The sequence below is a fragment of the Ilyomonas limi genome (assembly GCF_005233845.1).
GTDB lineage: Bacteria > Bacteroidota > Bacteroidia > Chitinophagales > Chitinophagaceae > Ilyomonas > Ilyomonas limi.
Genome location: NZ_SZQL01000006.1, coordinates 110,323 through 128,129 on the forward strand (window position 1 = coordinate 110,323; position 17,807 = coordinate 128,129).

13 protein-coding genes and 2 pseudogenes are annotated in these 17,807 nt (G+C 41.6%); 3 read left to right on the forward strand and 12 right to left on the reverse strand.

What is annotated here, in order from left to right:
* Positions 1 to 24 precede the first annotated feature (24 nt).
* The gene (locus FC093_RS09395) at positions 25 to 3,633 is read left to right on the forward strand and encodes a response regulator (protein WP_137261520.1); all 3,609 of its coding nucleotides are present in this window, start codon (positions 25 to 27) and stop codon (positions 3,631 to 3,633) included.
* A 292-nt stretch (positions 3,634 to 3,925) separates the two neighbouring features.
* Positions 3,926 to 6,796: a TIM-barrel domain-containing protein gene (locus FC093_RS09400; RefSeq protein ID WP_137261521.1), complete on the forward strand. Its 2,871-nt coding sequence runs from the start codon at positions 3,926 to 3,928 to the stop codon at positions 6,794 to 6,796.
* 97 nt (positions 6,797 to 6,893) lie between these two features.
* Here FC093_RS09400 and ligD read toward each other — a convergent pair whose 3' ends face one another.
* The 11 genes and pseudogenes from ligD to miaB form a co-directional block, all read right to left on the reverse strand.
* Positions 6,894 to 8,741, reverse strand: coding sequence for a DNA ligase D (gene ligD / locus FC093_RS09405; protein ID WP_137261522.1), 1,848 nt, complete (start codon positions 8,739 to 8,741; stop codon positions 6,894 to 6,896).
* A 17-nt stretch (positions 8,742 to 8,758) separates the two neighbouring features.
* A complete protein-coding gene (locus tag FC093_RS24220) occupies positions 8,759 to 9,433 on the reverse strand; it encodes a DNA polymerase ligase N-terminal domain-containing protein (protein ID WP_240743252.1) in 675 nt (224 codons plus the stop codon).
* Positions 9,430 to 10,203 (reverse strand): non-homologous end joining protein Ku, encoded by a 774-nt coding sequence (gene ku / locus FC093_RS09415; protein WP_137261523.1) that lies wholly within the window; start codon positions 10,201 to 10,203, stop codon positions 9,430 to 9,432. Before ku ends, FC093_RS24220 begins: the two co-directional genes overlap by 4 nt.
* A gap of 330 nt (positions 10,204 to 10,533) precedes the next feature.
* Complete coding sequence (gene secG / locus FC093_RS09420; protein ID WP_137261524.1) at positions 10,534 to 10,881, reverse strand: preprotein translocase subunit SecG; 348 nt, start codon at positions 10,879 to 10,881, stop codon at positions 10,534 to 10,536.
* Complete coding sequence (locus FC093_RS09425; protein WP_137261525.1) at positions 10,881 to 11,822, reverse strand: hypothetical protein; 942 nt, start codon at positions 11,820 to 11,822, stop codon at positions 10,881 to 10,883. Before FC093_RS09425 ends, secG begins: the two co-directional genes overlap by 1 nt.
* A gap of 20 nt (positions 11,823 to 11,842) precedes the next feature.
* Entirely contained in the window at positions 11,843 to 12,367 is a 525-nt protein-coding gene (locus tag FC093_RS09430) for an LptE family protein (RefSeq protein WP_240743253.1), read from the reverse strand.
* Positions 12,368 to 12,446: 79 nt separating this feature from the next.
* Positions 12,447 to 13,724, reverse strand: coding sequence for a sigma-54 interaction domain-containing protein (locus FC093_RS09435; RefSeq protein ID WP_137261526.1), 1,278 nt, complete (start codon positions 13,722 to 13,724; stop codon positions 12,447 to 12,449).
* A gap of 136 nt (positions 13,725 to 13,860) precedes the next feature.
* Positions 13,861 to 14,055, reverse strand: coding sequence for a DNA polymerase beta superfamily protein (locus FC093_RS24590; protein WP_137261527.1), 195 nt, complete (start codon positions 14,053 to 14,055; stop codon positions 13,861 to 13,863).
* Positions 14,030 to 14,179: pseudogene (locus FC093_RS24595) on the reverse strand (DNA polymerase beta superfamily protein); the annotation flags it as partial. The pseudogene FC093_RS24595 and the gene FC093_RS24590, both read right to left, overlap by 26 nt.
* Before the next feature lie 29 nt (positions 14,180 to 14,208).
* Positions 14,209 to 14,367: pseudogene (locus FC093_RS24600) on the reverse strand (DNA polymerase beta superfamily protein); the annotation flags it as partial.
* Positions 14,368 to 14,515: 148 nt separating this feature from the next.
* A complete protein-coding gene (miaB, locus tag FC093_RS09455; RefSeq protein WP_137261529.1) occupies positions 14,516 to 15,967 on the reverse strand; it encodes a tRNA (N6-isopentenyl adenosine(37)-C2)-methylthiotransferase MiaB in 1,452 nt (483 codons plus the stop codon).
* 124 nt (positions 15,968 to 16,091) lie between these two features.
* Here miaB and FC093_RS09460 point away from each other — a divergent pair, with 124 nt between their 5' ends.
* Positions 16,092 to 17,039: a DUF3078 domain-containing protein gene (locus FC093_RS09460; RefSeq protein ID WP_137261530.1), complete on the forward strand. Its 948-nt coding sequence runs from the start codon at positions 16,092 to 16,094 to the stop codon at positions 17,037 to 17,039.
* Positions 17,040 to 17,109: 70 nt separating this feature from the next.
* Here the strand turns inward: FC093_RS09460 and FC093_RS09465 are convergent, their stop codons facing one another.
* Positions 17,110 to 17,631, reverse strand: a complete 522-nt coding sequence (locus tag FC093_RS09465; RefSeq protein WP_137261531.1) for a hypothetical protein — start codon at positions 17,629 to 17,631, stop codon at positions 17,110 to 17,112.
* Positions 17,632 to 17,807: the final 176 nt, after the last annotated feature.

Here is a 17,807-nt window from a genome sequence, read left to right on the forward strand (position 1 = left end):
TGCATTTTAAAAGCATGGGAAGCAATGAAAAATACCTTTTTACGCAATCTTCAGATAGGCTTTGGCTTGTCCTTAATTATTCTCACAGCCAGTGCAGTCCTTTCTTATTATAGCATTTCCAATCTTAAGAAAAAGGCTGCAATCGTTAATCATACCAATATTGTGTTGCAGCAATCCGAGCGCGTAATGTCGTTGCTTAAAGATGCTGAAACTGGCCAGCGTGGCTATTTGCTCACCGGCAGCGATTTTTTTTTAAAGCCTTATTTTTCTGCTACCGAAAATATATACAGTAGTCTCGACAGCCTCAAGGCATTAACTACCGATAATCCAAGTCAGCAAAAACGTTGTGAAGACCTGCGCATACTTATCAGTAAAAGGCTTGAACGGCTAAGCAAATTAATTCAAACTCAAAAAGCGGGTGACCTTATTGATCCTACGCAATTAGCCGAAGGACAGGATGCGATGGATAAAGCGCGACAAGTGGTTAGCGGAATACAAAGTGAAGAAAACCACTTGCTCACCGACCGTATTGCAGCGTTTGATTATTATAATAGTCTCACGTCTGTTGTAATAAGCATTGCTGCACTTATTGCCATTATCATTACCATCATTTTTTACCGTCGTGTAAAACAGGACTATGAGATGCGCAGAGCCTTACTGCTCGAACTGGAAGAAAAAGATAAAGATATAACCGATCGCATCAATATAATAGAAAATGTAGCAAGGCAGGTGGCCTTGGGTAATTATAAAATAAGGGTAGAGGATGAAGAGAAAGACAACCTGGGAAAATTATCGGGCGCACTCAACAAAATGGCACAAGCACTTGAGGATGCTTTTGAAGATCTGCTTACCCGCGATTGGTCCAAAACAGGCATTGCTACACTAAGTGATAGTATGGTGGGTGAGAATGAATTTAACCGCCTTTGTCAAAACATTATTTCTTTTCTTGCCGAGTATACCGATAGTCAATCCGGCGCTCTTTATCTGGCAGAAAATGGCAGTCTCTATCTCAAAAATGGCTATGCACTGCCACAGCGGGCACTGGATCAAACACTCAAAAGAGGCGAAGGTATTGCCGGGCAATGCGCGGCTTCTGGTAAAAACATTGTCATTACCAATATACCAGATGACAGCATTAAACTAATGTATGCTACCGGTGAAATAAAGCCACGTTCCATTATTGCTGTCCCGGTTTTTTTCGAAAGAGAATTAAAAGCTGTTGTGGAACTGGCTTCGCTGAATAATTTCACCAAAAAAGAAACAGAATTTTTAAACGCCGTTGCCTACAACATCGGCACAGCTATAGAAACTTCGCAACGCCGCACACGGCTGTTGGAGTTATTCCAGGAAACGCAGGCACAGGCCGAAGAACTGCAATCGCAACATGCCGAACTGGAACAGGTGAATACTGAACTGGAAGCACAGGCGCAAAAACTACAGGTATCCGAAGAAGAGCTGAAAGTACAGCAGGAAGAACTGTTGCAATCGAACCAGGAGCTGGAAGAAAGAAGTACGCTGCTGGAAGAGAAAAACCAGATGATTGTAGAGCGCAACCTGGAAATACAAAAGAAAGCCGAAGAGCTGGAGGCCGCTACACGGTATAAAAGTGAGTTTCTCGCAAATATGAGCCACGAGCTGCGTACGCCGCTCAACTCCATTTTACTCCTTTCAAGGTTAATGGCGGAGAATAACGAAAACAACCTTACTGCCGAGCAGGTAGAATATGCCCGTGTAATACAAAGTTCTGGCAATGGCTTGCTTACCCTAATAGATGAGATATTAGACCTCTCCAAAATCGAATCGGGCAAAATGAAACTGGAGTTTGAGCCTGTTTCGCTTGCAACAATTGCCGACGACATGAATGCCTTATTTGCCCCAATGGCAAAAGAAAAAAACCTGAAATTTTCCATTGAGGTAGCAGCAGATGTGCCCCCGCAAATCATTACCGATGCGCAACGGCTGGAACAAATATTAAAGAATTTATTTTCCAACGCACTCAAGTTTACAGCAAGAGGTTCGGTGGAAATGGAAGTAAAGGCTACCAGCAATGAGCATATTACTTTTATGGTACGCGATACCGGCATTGGCATACCACCCGACAAGCAGAAGCTGGTGTTTGAGGCTTTTCAGCAGGCAGATGGTTCTACGCGCCGCAAGTATGGCGGTACCGGTCTTGGGCTGTCTATCTGCCGCGAGTTGGCAAAGCTGCTGGGCGGCGAAATAAAACTGCAAAGCGAACCGGGTAAAGGCAGTGAATTTACCGTAACTATTCCTGTTGACGGCAGCAACGTGGCACAGCACGATAATGCCAATACTGTAAAAAAAGCAACACCAGAGCCAAGTGGTCTCATAGTGTCCACTCAACAAAATGGTGACGGCGAAACGCCTGGTACATCGCTTCTTGCTGCCAATATTCCGGCCAGCATTCCTGATGACAGAGATAATATACAGCCAGGCGATAAGGTGATTTTGATTGTAGAAGATGATATTCATTTTGCCCAAACCCTGCTTTCTTTTGCGCAGCACAATGGCTACAAAGCAGTAGTAGCAGTGCGCGGAGACCACGGGGTACCATTTGCTATACAGTACAAACCCATGGCTGTATTGCTGGATATTGTATTGCCTGTAAAAAATGGCTGGCAGGTGATGGATGACCTGAAGGGCAATCTGCAAACAAGACATATTCCGGTGCACATGATGTCGTCGTTGCCGTATAAAGAAGAAAGTCTGAGTAAAGGTGCACTGGACTTCATTAGCAAGCCAGTGGCATTTGATAAACTCCCAGGCTTGTTTGAAAGCATTGAACAGGCGCTTACACGTGGTCCGAAGAAGATATTGATTGTAGAGGAAAACGCGAAACATGCTCAGGCCTTATGTTATTTTCTGGAATCGTATAATGTAAATGTTCTGTGTACTAATGATGTTGATAAAGCCATCCATGCGTTGCAAAACGAAGGTTCTGATTGCGTGGTGCTGGACCTGGGTGTTATCAACGAAAAGGTGTATGAAGGACTTGAGAAAATAAAAGAACAATCGGGACTGGAACTGTTGCCGATTATCCTTTTTACCGGCAAAAATTTATCTAAAACCGAAGAACAGCGCATCAAGCAGGTAGCCGATTCTATTGTAGTAAAAACGGCTAATTCTTACAAACGCATACTCGATGAAATAGCGCTCTTTTTGCACGTTGTAGAAGAAAACAATCCCGGCAATCAGCAACGTCCCAACAAAGTGAATGCGCTTTCAGAAGTATTGGAGAATAAAACCGTATTGATTGCCGATGATGATGTGCGCAATATCTACTCTCTTACCAAAGCCCTCGAAGCACACCGCATGAATGTAGTCTCGGCAACAGATGGCAAGGAAGCGTTGGAAGTGCTAAAAGAAAACCCCAAAGTAAACATTGTACTGATGGACATGATGATGCCCGAAATGGACGGCTACGAGGCCACGCAGACTATCCGGAAAATGCCGCAGTACCGCAATTTGCCGGTGCTGGCAATTACTGCCAAAGCCATGTACGGCGATAGAGAAAAGTGTATTCAGGCAGGCGCTTCTGATTATATTTCCAAACCGGTAGATATTGACCAGTTGATTTCTTTGTTGCGGGTTTGGCTATATGATAAATTGTAGTACCGGAAAGATTTCATTTTATAAAACACCGTGCGCCATGTGAGTGGAGCAGGGTGTTTTATAATACACTATAACTGGTTAATGGAAACATTACTAATAGTATTACTGCTGTTCATGTTCAGGCTTACTGATATAAGAATACGTGCAACGATGTATATTTTATTAAGCTATTTTAGTTGACAGTGAGCTATTTTAGATTAATATACTTTCGATTTTGGGGTAAAAACTATTAAATTTTTTGTCATCAGCAACTTAATTTTGTTTTATTCAAAGTAAAAGATTGTTGCTCCTTATGAGAAATTTCCTGTTCAAGTGTAGTGCACTGTTACTAACTTCTTGTTTCCTTGCCAGTCATTTTGCTTTTGCCCAGCAGCCGTTTGAAAAAAAGGCGGATGGCATTGTTGTTCATATTCAATCTCCCGCACCTGGCAGTGCAAAAACAGTGAGACTGCAGGTGATAAAAGACAACATTATAAGAGTTTCATCCACACCCGCCAACAATTTTTCGCCTGACACCAGCCTTATTATCGTTTACAAGAACAATAATACCGGCCAGTTTACAGCAACGCAAAACGGCGATACGGTTTATGTAAAAACAAACACACTAACCGCCAAAGTTTTAGTAACCAACGGTCTTGTTTCTTTTGCAAAAAGTAATGGTGAAGCCATATTGCAGGAAAAACGCACCGCCGATCCCATGTTTAAAACAGCTGTATTTGACGGGCAGCCTTTGTATAACATTAATGAAACATTCCAAACTACAGATGATGATGCGTGGTACGGATTGGGGCAACATCAAAGCGATGTATTTAACTACCGCAATCACCAGGTTTACCTGTTTCAAAACAATACCGAAGTAGCTGTTCCATTCCTTATTTCCCGCAATAATTATGGTATTTTATGGGATAATTATTCACTTACCACCGTTGGTAATACCCGCCAGATGATGCCATTGTCTGCTTTTCAACTCTTTTCAAAAGACGGCACAGAAGGCTGGCTCACAGCTACCTATCGCAACAACGCCAATGATGCGAATGCCAAAACATTCCAGCGTGCAGAGTCTGACATTAACTATCCTTTTCTCAGCGATACCAAATTGTTTTTACCAGACAGTTTTGATGTTGCTAATGGTTCCATAACATGGGAAGGCAGTATTGCTTCGGGCTTTTCCGGTGCGCATACTTTACACTTTACCTATGCTGGCTATGTAAAAGTATGGCTCGATGGCAAATTGTTGTTTGACCGTTGGCGGCAGGCATGGAATCCTGGTGCAGCAGAGGTTTTGGTTGATTTGGAAAAAAACAAGCAATATCCCATTAAAATAGAATGGATACCTAATGGCGGCGAATCTTACCTCTCTGCCAAATGGCTCAATCCGGCACCGGAAGCAGCGAAAAACACCTTCGGCTTTTCATCGGAAGCCGGCAAACAAATGGACTATTATTTTGTGTATGGCCAGAATATGGATTCGGTTATTACCGGCTATCGCCTGCTCACCGGCAAGGCTACGATTGTGCCTAAGTGGGCAATGGGTTTTTGGCAAAGCCGCGAGCGATACAAAACCGAAGAAGAGATCTTGAATACGATTGCTGAGTTTAGAAAACGCCGGATTCCGATAGATAATATTGTACAGGACTGGAGCTATTGGAAGCAGGAAGAATGGGGCAGCCAGCAATTTGATGAATCGCGCTTTCCGAGTCCTGACAGCATGATTGCGCAACTGCATAATAAATACCACGCGCACTTTATGATTTCGGTGTGGCCTAAGTTTTACGAAGGCATTCCCAACTATACAGCAATGAATGAAAAAGGTTATTTATACAAAAGAAATGTAGCCGATCGCCAGCGTGACTGGATTGCACAAGGGTATGTTTCTACTTTTTACGATGCTTTCAATCCGGCTGCACGTTCGGCATTCTGGAGTTTAATTAATAAAAATCTATATAGCAAAGGCATTGATGCCTGGTGGATGGATGCGAGCGAACCGGATATTTTGTCGAATGTGTCGCCCGAAAAAAGAATACTGGAAATGACACCCGTGTCTTTAGGTCCGGCTGCCGAATACCTGAATGCGTACCCGCTGGAAAATGCAAAAGGTATTTTTGAAGGACAACGTTCTGTTGATCCGAATAAGCGGGTGTTTTTATTAACGCGTTCAGGCTTTGCTGGTTCGCAACATTATGCTGCGGCAATCTGGAGCGGCGACATTGCTGCCCGCTGGAGCGATATGAAGGCGCAGATTTCGGCTGGTATCAATTTCTCCATGTCGGGCATTCCTTACTGGACAATGGATATCGGTGGTTTTGCCGTAGAAAGAAGATATGAGCACCCGAATGCTACCGATTTAAAAGAATGGCAGGAGTTGCAAACACGCTGGTACCAGTTTGGCACTTTTTGCCCGCTGTTCCGGTCGCACGGGCAATATCCTTACCGCGAAATATTTAATATTGCTGATGAAGAAAGTACGGCTTATCAAAGCATGTTGTATTACGATAAATTGCGCTATCGTTTGATGCCTTACATCTATTCATTAGCCGGTGCAACGCATTATAAAGATTATACTATCATGCGTGGGCTAGTAATGGATTTTGCAAAAGATACCGCTGTTACCAACATTGGCGATCAGTTTATGTTTGGTCCTGCTTTACTCATCAATCCGGTTTATACATATAATGCAACAAACCGTAAATTGTATTTGCCAGCAGGGCAAGGCTGGTACGATATATATTCTTCTAAATATTACACCGGCGGACAATGGATAACTGCCGATGCGCCGTATGAAAGAATGCCCTTGTTTGTAAAAGAAGGTTCCATTGTACCAACCGGTCCGGCATTGCAATACACCAGCGAAAAGAAAGCAGACCCAATTACGCTGTTTGTTTACACCGGTAAAGATGGCTCGTTCAGTTTGTATGAAGATGGCGATACCACGTATGATTATGAAAAAGGCGCTTATTCCATCATTCCATTTACCTACAACGAAGCTACAAAAACATTAACCATCGGCAAGCGCGAAGGTACGTATGATGGCATGCTTACGAACAGAACTTGCAATGTGGTTTGGATAAATAAAAACAGCAATCGGGCACTTGACTTTGATAAAAAGCCGGATGCAAGTGTTCAATATAACGGGAATACGGTGAGTCTTAAGATGAGGAAGTAAGAAAATAAACAACAAGCTGCAAGTAAAAGCTCCGGCTGTAAAAGTCCGGAGCTTTTATATTTGCGAAACTTCGCGCCTTCGCGGTTAAAATTCCATTCTATAATTTCTCTATCTTCTTTATGCAACCTTCCAGGTTGATGCCCTTTCCGAGAACAGGCTTAAATAAATCGCCTTTTTGCTCAATGCGCTGCAACGCATTTTTAATAGTAAAATCAGCTATTTGCAAGCCCGGCTTAACTTCCCTCCACTCCAACGGCATACTTACAGTAGCACCCGGCTTTGGACGTGCGCTGTACGGTGCAGCTAAAGTTTGTCCTTTTTTGTTTTGCAAAAAATCAATGTATAGTTTATCATGCCGTTTGTTTAACGAGCGTTCTACCGTTGCAATTTCAGGTATTTGCTGTGCGGCCAGGTTGGCTATCAGTTCAGCAAATAAGCGGCTTTCATCATACGTATATTTTGCATGGAGTGGAATATAAATGTGCAATCCCGTAGAACCCGATGTTTTGCAATAAGCAGCTGCACCCACTTTATCAGTAAGCTCTTTTATTATATTGGCTGTTGTGATCACCTCTTCAAAACTATTCTTCTCCGAAGGATCCAGATCAAGCACTACATAATCAGGATTATCTAAATGATTGATGGTAGAATTCCAAGGGTTAATTTCTATACAACCTAAATTGGCCATGTACAGCAACGTATCTTTATCATTACATAACAAATACTCAATTTCTTTTTCATTATTGTCTGCCGGAAGTATGATTGTTTTTGCCCAATCCGGTGCAATCTCTTTTACATCTTTTTGAAAAAAGCTTTGTCCGGCAATGCCGTTGGGAGTGCGCTTCATGCTTTGCGGGCGGTTGCGGAGATAAGGAATGATGTAATCATAAACCGCATTGTAATAGTTAATCAAATCGCCCTTGGTTATTTGCTCGTCCGGCCAATAGATTTTGTCCAAATGCGTTAGCTCCACTTTTGTCTTAACAGGCGGTGTGACCGTTGCATGTTCTGCAGGTGTACTTTGTTTATCGTTTTTATTTGCTGCAGAAGTGTTGCCTTTTTTCATATCTTCTGTGGTTTTATCTTCTCGTAAACCCTGAAACACCGGATGCCGCACAATGCCTTCGCGCGTCAACTCGCTGTAGCGGATGTTAGCTACAAAATGTGGCTTTAGCCATATAACGCCATTGTTTACCGGCACCCATTTGCCAAAAGGATTTTCATGAGTAATATATGATTGAAATTTATTGAATAATTCTTTCAGTAAAGCTTTATCAAAACCGGTTCCTGAATGTCCGACATAGACTAATTTTCCATTCTCATATTTACCAAGCACCACAGCACCAAAAAATTGGCGTGCGCCCTTCGGCGCTGTGTAGCCTGCAATCACTACTTCTTCTGTACGTTGATGTTTTATTTTCAGCCAATTGTTAGTACGCGTGCCCGGTATATAAACGCTCGTTTTCAGTTTGGCTATCATGCCTTCCATGTTGCGCTGCTGCATTACCGTAAAGAATGCTTCGCCATCATTTTCCACATGATCGCAATAACGGATAACATCACTTTCGGGCAACACTTTTTTTAGCAAAGCTTTGCGTTCAAGCAATGGCAAGTCCATCACTTCTTTGCCTTTGTACTGCAAAATATCAAACACATAATAGTACATCGGCAGGTGCTCATAATGACTATAATACTGCAGCTTTTGAAAATTGGGATTGCCGTTTTCATCAAACACTACAATTTCACCATCCAATACCATTTTGGTTGTAATAGCACGTACCGCATTATAAATTTTAGGATATTTTTCTTCAAAAGAAACTGCATTGCGCGAGTACAGCAATGGATGCTTTAAACCACATTTGGCAATAGCACGATAGCCATCCCATTTTATTTCGAATATCCATTGATTATTAGAGAAAGGCAATCGTGTTTCACCAGCCAGCATGGGCGTTATCGCATTCTCTACAATGCTTTTTTTTTACTTTCAACCTTCAAGGCCGGGGCTTCGATTCTTTTGGGTGAAGCAGTTTTGGCTGGTTTTTTTTGGGGCGAAATGGCTTTTACCTTTTTTGCTCCGGAAGCATTTAATTGTTGGTTGATAGGAGAAGAGGCATCTGTATCATCTTCGCTGTTGTAAGGCATATCCGATGCAAATGCATCTTTTTCTTTTATCAGCATCCAGGCGTTGGGCGCACCTTTTTTCATCTTTATTAAAGCAAACCTGCCTTGCAGTTTATTACCGTGCAAAATGAATTTTAATGCACCTTTTTGAATGGCGTGCAATCCATCGCCATCATTTTCGGGCGAGAGTTCATACGTACCTTTATCCCAGATTTCTACAATGCCGGCGCCATAATTTCCTTCGGGAATAATCCCCTGAAAATTGGCATAATCAACCGGATGGTCTTCTACCATCATTGCCAACCGCTTATCTTTTGGATACAACGATGGACCTTTCGGTACAGCCCAGCTTTTTAAAACACCCTCCATTTCCAGGCGAAAGTCGTAGTGCAGGCGGGTGGCGCTGTGGCGCTGTATTACGAAAATGTGTTTGCCTTTCTTCTTGGTTTGGGCAGTTACAGGCTCGGGCGTATTGCCAAAATTGCGTTTCTTTTTGTACTCTGCCAGGCTCATCATGATGCTTGTTTACGTTTAGAAAGAGAGGCTTTTAATTGCGCCATTATATCGGTGGTTGGTTCAGATACTACTTGCATTTTAGGCTTTGGCAGTTTGGTGCCCTCTGCTTTAGCTTTGATAACTTCCATCAGTTTATCGGTGTAAGTATCTCTGTATGCCGAAATATTAAATGGCTCTTCCATCTGTTCAATCAACGCCATTGCCATTTTTAGCTCGCCCGCTTTTACAGGCTCGTTTTGCGGAATGTCTAACTCTTTGGTATCACGTATCTCTTCCTGAAATCGGATGCTTTGCAGCATAATGGCATTCTTATATGGCTTCATCACCGCCAAATGCTCTTTATTCCGCAGCACGAAAGAGCCTACACCCACCATTTTCGTTCTTTCCAAAGCCTCGCGCAGTAGAGCATACATCTTTTCGCCTTCTTTATCCGGCTCTACATAGTAAGGCGTTTCATAAAAAATACTGTCAATTTCGGCTTCTTTTACAAACTGGAAAATTTCGATATGCTTTGTTTTTTCGGGCATTGCATTTTCAAAATCTTCATCACTCAGCTCTACATATTTGCCTTCATAATCGTAAGCTTTTACAATATTATCCCAGTCCACTTCTTTGCCGGTATTTTCGTTTACCCGTTTAAAATGAATGTGTGCTTTGTCTTTCTTATCCAGCATATCGAGGTTGAGCGTGCTGTCTTGTACGGCGCTGTACAATTTAATGGGAATATTGACCAAGCCAAAACCTATAGCACCTGTCCAGATGGAGCGCATACGATAAAATTTATACAGGAATTTTATCAACTATTGCACCAGAATGATTGTTAATTATGCTTGTATGCGGGGGAAGAAGTAGTAAAGTTAAAACACCAGGCGATACTCTTTATTTTTATAGAACAGGCTGAAGAAAAGGCTTGAGCTTTTAAGAAGCGAGTACGTGCGTTTTAAACCAGAGGTAAATGTAGTTAAGCATGGAGGAACACAAAGAAAAAGGTTCCAAACCTTTCAAAAGTTCGGAACCGAAAATCGTATTTTAATTACTCTTGATTTCCTTCAATCAGGCGGATCAGAATATAATCAGTAAATTCCCTATCCAAAAAGATACTATTTCTTAGTTGTATCAGTAGCCTGCGGTAAAACCGGCGTAGTCATAGGCGCTGTTTTTTGCTGTGCAGGTGTATTGGTGTTGATGTTATTCAACATATTATCATTAGCACTACTGCTGCCGCCCTGGAAAAACAAAACCGATACGACACACAACAAAGCAATAAGTCCGGCAAACAGCCATGTACCTTTTTCCAGTACGTCGGTAGTTTGTTTTACACCCATAAACTGGTTACCCATACCGCCAAAAGTGCCCGACAAACCACCGCCTTTAGGGTTTTGCACCAGTATAATCAAACCTAATATCACACACACAATCACGATAAGTATAAAGAATAAAGTAGGCATTATAACGCTTTTAATTGATTGATTTTCGCCGCAAAATAAGCAGTTTTAGCGGGATTAAGCAAACTTAATTTTTCATAAACTTCTATTGCTTTGTCCAGTTTGCCTTGTTTTACCAGCACTTCGGCCATGGCTTCGGTATCTACCGCTTCGGGCTGGTTGGAGTTATCGGCAATAGATTGCACATAATTTTCCATATCGGGGTCGCTGCCCAAATCGGTTGGGTAGTTGCTGATGCGCTTCATTTGCTTGAGCCAATCAGTAAAAGTGTGCACTTTTTTGGTAAATGCATCCAGCACCTGCGTATCCACTTTAATACCCTGCGAGGCAAAATAATCTATTGTATGGTAAGGCTCGGTGCTGATAGGTACATCGGTTTCTTCCTGCACCGGTGCTTTAAACGCTTCTACCTGCTGCTGCAATACATCAGCAATTTTTGCAGCAGCATTGGCTGCATTCTCGTCAATATTTTCTAATTCTTCTTCATCTAATGGCGGCAGTTCCGGTTCGTCTTTTACATCATTCATTTGCAATGCAAAATCATTCAACACATCTTCTGCCGGTAAAGTAATGAGATTGGCATTTTCTAATAGCTCTTCTTCAGATTTATTTTTTCTTACTATCGCTATATCGGCAATATCAATACTATTCGCTTTAACTGTTATCGCCAACTTATCAGTTTCATCAGCGATCATTAACTTATCCTCTTTGCAATATAATTGTCCTTGCAACCATTTAATATTCTGAAAAAAAACAGCACAATGCTGTAGCTGAGCGTCAAATTGACCGGGCTGCTGCTGTCTTATTTTTTTTGTTAATAATAATTGTGCAAGCGAAAAATAGGGATATTGAAGCGTAATGGCTCTCCACTCATCAACTGTCGTTTCCTGCAATGACGGTTTGCCGGTAAGTGATTGAACAAGATTGTTTTCTGCAGCATTCATGCGATGAAAATACTATAGTACTACCAGTTAGAAAAAATATGATTGAAAATTTGATCGGTAAGATTCTTCATGATGTCGGGAAATAAGGTATTAACTGCCTGATCTAAAGATTGCGTTGCTGCAAAAGGAAAGTCGCCACTTACATCAAACTCATCTGTTTTGTTTTGCAGCGTATTTCTAAAAACAATATGTACGCCAACAGTAAGCTGGTTTTGGCTGGCTTGCCTGCCCGAAATACCTACATACGACACCGAATAGTTGGTAACGGCACCGCTGATTTGGTAATGTGCATCGTCGCTGGTGGTGCGGGTAAGCTTTGTTTGATTGGAAATTTTTTGCTGCAACGCTTCGGTAAGCCGCGGACTTAACTGCGGATTGACAATACGCGCTTTGTTTTCGATATAACTTATCTTAACGGTTTTTACTTCGGGTGGAATGCTTACATCTTTAAATGTATAAATGCCGCAAGAGGAAAAAAGCAAGATGCAAGGAACAAGAAACAAAAGGCAAACAAAGCACAAGTTATTGATTGTAAGTGTTCTCATACTTTCATTTACCTTTTTTTGTTTGTTATTTTTTATGCCTTTTAGCCTGCTGCCTGCAGCTAATAAATTGTAGCTTTTCTTAATCATTAATATCATATTCTTTTAGCTTGCGATATAAAGTACGCTCGCTGATGCCCAAATCGGAAGCGGCATCTTTTCGCTTGCCTTTATGTTTTTTCAGCGCTTTGATAATGAGTTCTTTTTCTTTGTCCATTATATTTAGCGTTTCTTCCACTTCTTCATGCTGGTGAATATCACCATCAGAATAAATAACCGGATGTGCACTATGTGCTACCTGCTGCAAAACCGACGTAGGCTGCATAATGGCCGGGGGCGGGTGATGCGCAACTTCATTAGGATGCCCGTTGTACTCGTGCAGCAACGTTTCTTTTGCATAATCAGATGCATGAGCAGTTAACGAAGGATTTTGCAAAATCTCTACAAACATCTTCTTCAATTCTGTTACATCCTTCTTCATATCGAAGAATAGTTTATAAAGGATTTCCCGCTCGTTGGCAAACTCGCTGGCCGTAGCCGAAGCTGGCGGCGTAGCAAGCACCGGCAGCCGATTCATTACCTTTTCGGGAAGAAATTTCCGGAGGTCGCCTGCCGATATATGCGGATCGGGCGAAAGCACCGAAATCTGCTCTGCAATATTCTTCAATTCCCTCACGTTGCCTGGCCAAGGATAGTTAATTAATAAATTTTTAGCTTCGTCATCCAACTGCACCACCGCTGTTTTGTAACGTTCGGCAAAATCGGTCACAAATTTTCTGAACAGCAATAAAATATCTTCCTTTCTATCGCGCAGGGCGGGCACACGTATAGGAACGGTGCTTAAGCGATAGTACAAATCTTCACGGAATTTGGCGTTTTGAGTAGAATCATAGAGGTCGCGGTTGGTAGCTGCAATCACGCGCACATCGGTCTTTTGCACTTTGGAAGAACCTACGCGGATGAACTCGCCGGTTTCCAGTACACGCAGCAATCTTGCCTGGGTGCCAATGGGCATTTCACCAATTTCATCCAGAAAGATAGTGCCACCGCTTACGGTTTCAAAATAACCCTTGCGGCTTTCTACGGCGCCGGTAAAAGACCCTTTTTCGTGACCAAACAATTCGGAGTCTATGGTACCTTCGGGTATAGCGCCGCAGTTAACGGCAATAAAGGGGTTGTGCTTGCGCGATGACAGCGCATGAATGATATGCGAAAAAGCTTCTTTGCCTACACCGCTTTCGCCTACTATCAGCACCGTTAAATCGGTAGCAGCTACCTGCACCGCCACATTCAATGCGTGATTAAGCGCGGGCGAATTGCCTATAATGCCAAATCGGTTTTTTATTGATTGTAAATCCATTTATACATTCTTATTCCAGACTTCAACAAGTGTTTTTCTACAAATTGTATTCAAATTCATTAAAGTCTGGTGTGTTTTTAAAAGCAAGTTTTTAGGTAATCCGTAAAGAAATTTACTTTCTTTTCAAATAAATTCATCAATGGTTGTAATTCTTATGCCGTATCAAACTCATCACCGTTTTTCTTTTGTGTAATAACTCCCTTATCGTGCCTTTTACTTCACCTTCAAGAATTATATCCAATTCCGTTGGTGCCATTGTATTTGTGCGCATTATCCATACGCAGGCAAGTAAAGGACCTAATACATACAAATACTTTTTTAAGCCGGACAAATTCCTTTTTTAAATATGCTTTATAATTTTCCTGTGCCATGTGCAAATAATGGTAAAGGCACGAGCTGGGATTGAAATATCGTTCTGCTGCATTTTTAAAAGATTTGCTGTAGATAAAGCTTATTTATAAACAATCAGGCTACGCAACCATTCTTACAGGCGTGGATTTGGTTTCCTAAATAATAGCGCTTTCTTTAATTCCCAACCAACAAGGACCATATCATCAGGTAACACTAATCCTTTGTTGTCCTTATGTTCTTCAACCGATACATACCAATCATAATTAGGAACATACATAAACCGAACATTCCAATCACTACTTTGATAAAAGACTTAGGCACAACTAACCCGATTCAACAACATAAAGAACTTTGATATTTCTTGTTTCTTCTAAAGTACGACGTTCAATTTTTCCAACCTACCATTTGAACAGGTAGGGTATAAATATCTGCCATACTTGCTATATTATTTGGCCCAGCAATGTAGCCTGTGTACAACTATTCACTTTTACCTGTACATAATCACCTTTCTTATAGCGGTGAGCCTCTTTGGGAAAAACCACTACTTTATTTTGCGTATTGCGGCCCATCCAGTCCATTTCGCTGCGCTTACTTTCGCCTTCTATCAATACGGTAAATACTTTGCCAATATCGCGCTGATTGCTTTCGAGCGATAAGCGGTTTTGGAGTTTTACAATTTCCTGCAAACGCCTTTTTTTCACTTCTTCGGGCACATCGTCTTTATAGCGGCGGGCTGCTAAAGTACCGGGGCGTTCGCTGTAGAAAAACATATAACTCATGTCGTACTTCGCAAACTCCATCATTAAAAGTGTATCCTGGTGTTCTTCTTCAGTTTCGGTACAAAAGCCGGCAATCACATCGCTGCTGATGCCGCAACCGGGAATAATGTTTCTTATCTGTTCCACTTTTGCCATGTACCATTCACGGGTATATGTACGATTCATTAATTGCAGAATGCGGGTATTGCCACTTTGTAACGGAAGGTGAATGTATTTACAGATGTTATCGTATTTCGCCATTGTGCGCAATACCTCTTCGGTAATATCTTTTGGATGAGACGTACTAAAGCGTACGCGCAATGTGGGATGAATTAGTGCTACCATTTCTAATAGTTTGGCAAAAGTAACTGCATTGGCAACTGCGCCGTTGAGCGCACTGCCGTTACTGACACTTTCATCTACCCAATAATAGCTGTCCACATTTTGCCCCAGCAGCGTTACTTCTCTATATCCTTTCTCAAACAAGTCCTGTGCTTCGCGAACAATAGAATGAGCATCGCGGCTGCGCTCTCTGCCACGCGTAAACGGCACTACGCAAAAGCTGCACATATTGTTGCAGCCACGCATAATAGATACAAATGCCGTAACGCCATTGCTGTCTAATCGTACCGGCGAAATATCGGCGTAGGTTTCTTCCCTGCTAAGTAAAACATTCACGCCTTTTTGCCCGGTTTCTGCTTCTTCTATCAGACCGGGAAGGCTGCGATACGCATCGGGGCCAATCACAATATCCACAAGCTTTTCTTCTTCCAGCAATTTTGCTTTCAGTCTTTCTGCCATGCAACCTAATACACCAATGAGCATACCGGGGTTTTGCTCTTTTACGCGCTTAAACTCCGTTAAACGTTTGCGAATGGTTTGTTCTGCCTTTTCGCGGATAGAACAGGTATTAATTAATACTACATCAGCTTCTTCGTAGTTTCGGGTGGCGCCAAAGCCCTCTTTATTTAATATAGAAGCTACAATTTCACTATCGCTGAAGTTCATCTGGCAGCCGTAGCTTTCTATATAAAATTTTTTTTCAAACCCATTTATATCATTGGCAAAAGGTGCATAGGCTTCGCCCTGCCTTAGTTCATCATGCACTTTTGTTTCCAGTTGCAAAGTCTCCATGCTGTATCCAAATATTTAAGTGGGCAAAAGTAAATAAAAAGGTTGGTGTCAGATTGACAGAACCTTAACAGTTGTTTTAAATAGTTGCAAAAGTATATTTGCGCTTCTTTGAGAAGATTGCAATATGAATAAATTCACACTTATTACCTTTTTATTTTTAGCAGTACATCAACTAACGATTGCACAGGATATTCCTGTAAAAGTACTGCCTAACGAAATTTTCAGGAACGTAAAGAAAGATGCAAACGACACTTCGCAATGGAAATGGAAACGCGGTGGTGTATTAAATGCCAACCTCGCACAAGGCTCGCTGAGCAACTGGAGTGCAGGCGGTGATAATTTTTCGCTGTCGTTCAATACGTATGTAAACTACTCGCTGTTTTACCGCAAAGGGAGACATTCGTGGGATAATTCTCTTGATTTTAACCTCGGCTTTGTGCAAACAACAAGTTTGGGCAGCCGCAAAAACGACGACAGGTACGATCTACTTTCTAAATACGGCTACAGTATAGATACATCTAAAAAATGGTATCTTTCTACACTGTTCGATTTCCGCTCTCAGTTGTTTGACGGGCGCACATACTACAGCAAAGACAGCAGTAGCCTTGCTTCTACATTTTTATCGCCAGCTTATTTAGTATTGTCTGTTGGTTTCGATTTTAAACCCAGACCCACATTTTCTTTTTTCCTTTCGCCGCTTACCAACCGTACTACTTTTGTTGCCAGCAACAAGCTTTCCAATCTGAGTTCTTTTGGAGTAAGTCCCGGTAACCATGCATACAACGAGGTGGGTGCTTTTGCTTCTATTAACTTTTTTACTGTTATTACTAAAGACATCAATTATAAAGGACGTCTTGATTTATTTTCAAATTATGGTTATAAGCCTCTTAACATTGATTTTTACATGACCAACGCTATTGCATTTAAAATTACCAAGTTTTTGGCGGCTACCTACAACCTCGATATGATTTATGACGATGATGTAAAATTTCCACCGCATGGAGCGCGTTTACAATTAAGAAGTCAGGTGGGCTTTGGTTTTACCATGCCTTTTGCACAGGAGAAACATTAGGAAGTTGAATATGGCAGATTGTATATCCGGAGGATCAATTATTTAATACATACATGTTGAATCTTATCTATTAAATACTCAAATTTTCCCGCACTTCTTTTCTTTTCGCCAGCCAGCTTTGTTTTACGGGAATAATCCAATCGTGCAATAACTGGTCTTTGGTGTTGACGAGATTATTGAAGTATAAAGTATCAGGTGTAATAAAATGGTGCTGCATTGCATAGCCTAATTGCGACATTGGAATAACCTGAATTTTATCTTTAATTACAAAAGCCAGCGTTTGCCGATCGAACATATTTACTTTAAACTGGCTTTCAATTTTCTTTACAATGCGCACCGAACTGTCGGTGCTGCAGCCACTCACGCCGGTATCGGTTTCATCGGCCATAAAGATCAGAAACTGGCCAAACAGTAAATTAGCATAGCCTTTTACAGGCACACCATGGCTGTTCCATTGTTCGAGAAATTCTTTCAACATATCTTCTATTTCAAGCGCTTCGCCGATGCTGAATAAACGATTACTTTGATACACCCACACACGGGAAGTTGGATGAAAGTCTTCAGGAAGATATTGTGCGTATTCTACATTCATAATTTGTTGCCGATTTTTGTTATTAAGCGTCTGTTGATAATTAAATCAATATTGGAAGGGTGGTGAATATTACCACAGGCGATCACTTTTGTTCTTTGTTGTAACCCGCCATTTTACCTTTTTCTTCCCGCCTTTGCGGGACAGGCATTGAAAGAAAAACTAACAAAAAAGTTCAA

Bases quoted from the DNA above. Each gene is read 5' to 3' on its own strand.
- FC093_RS09395 (WP_137261520.1), top strand. From the start codon at position 25: ATGAAAAATACCTTTTTACGCAATCTTCAGATAGGCTTTGGCTTGTCC.
- FC093_RS09400 (WP_137261521.1), top strand. From the start codon at position 3,926: ATGAGAAATTTCCTGTTCAAGTGTAGTGCACTGTTACTAACTTCTTGT.
- ligD (WP_137261522.1), bottom strand. From the start codon at position 8,741: ATGCTGGCTGGTGAAACACGATTGCCTTTCTCTAATAATCAATGGATA.
- FC093_RS24220 (WP_240743252.1), bottom strand. From the start codon at position 9,433: ATGATGAGCCTGGCAGAGTACAAAAAGAAACGCAATTTTGGCAATACG.
- ku (WP_137261523.1), bottom strand. From the start codon at position 10,203: ATGCGCTCCATCTGGACAGGTGCTATAGGTTTTGGCTTGGTCAATATT.
- secG (WP_137261524.1), bottom strand. From the start codon at position 10,881: ATGCCTACTTTATTCTTTATACTTATCGTGATTGTGTGTGTGATATTA.
- FC093_RS09425 (WP_137261525.1), bottom strand. From the start codon at position 11,822: ATGAATGCTGCAGAAAACAATCTTGTTCAATCACTTACCGGCAAACCG.
- FC093_RS09430 (WP_240743253.1), bottom strand. From the start codon at position 12,367: ATGAGAACACTTACAATCAATAACTTGTGCTTTGTTTGCCTTTTGTTT.
- FC093_RS09435 (WP_137261526.1), bottom strand. From the start codon at position 13,724: ATGGATTTACAATCAATAAAAAACCGATTTGGCATTATAGGCAATTCG.
- miaB (WP_137261529.1), bottom strand. From the start codon at position 15,967: ATGGAGACTTTGCAACTGGAAACAAAAGTGCATGATGAACTAAGGCAG.
- FC093_RS09460 (WP_137261530.1), top strand. From the start codon at position 16,092: ATGAATAAATTCACACTTATTACCTTTTTATTTTTAGCAGTACATCAA.
- FC093_RS09465 (WP_137261531.1), bottom strand. From the start codon at position 17,631: ATGAATGTAGAATACGCACAATATCTTCCTGAAGACTTTCATCCAACT.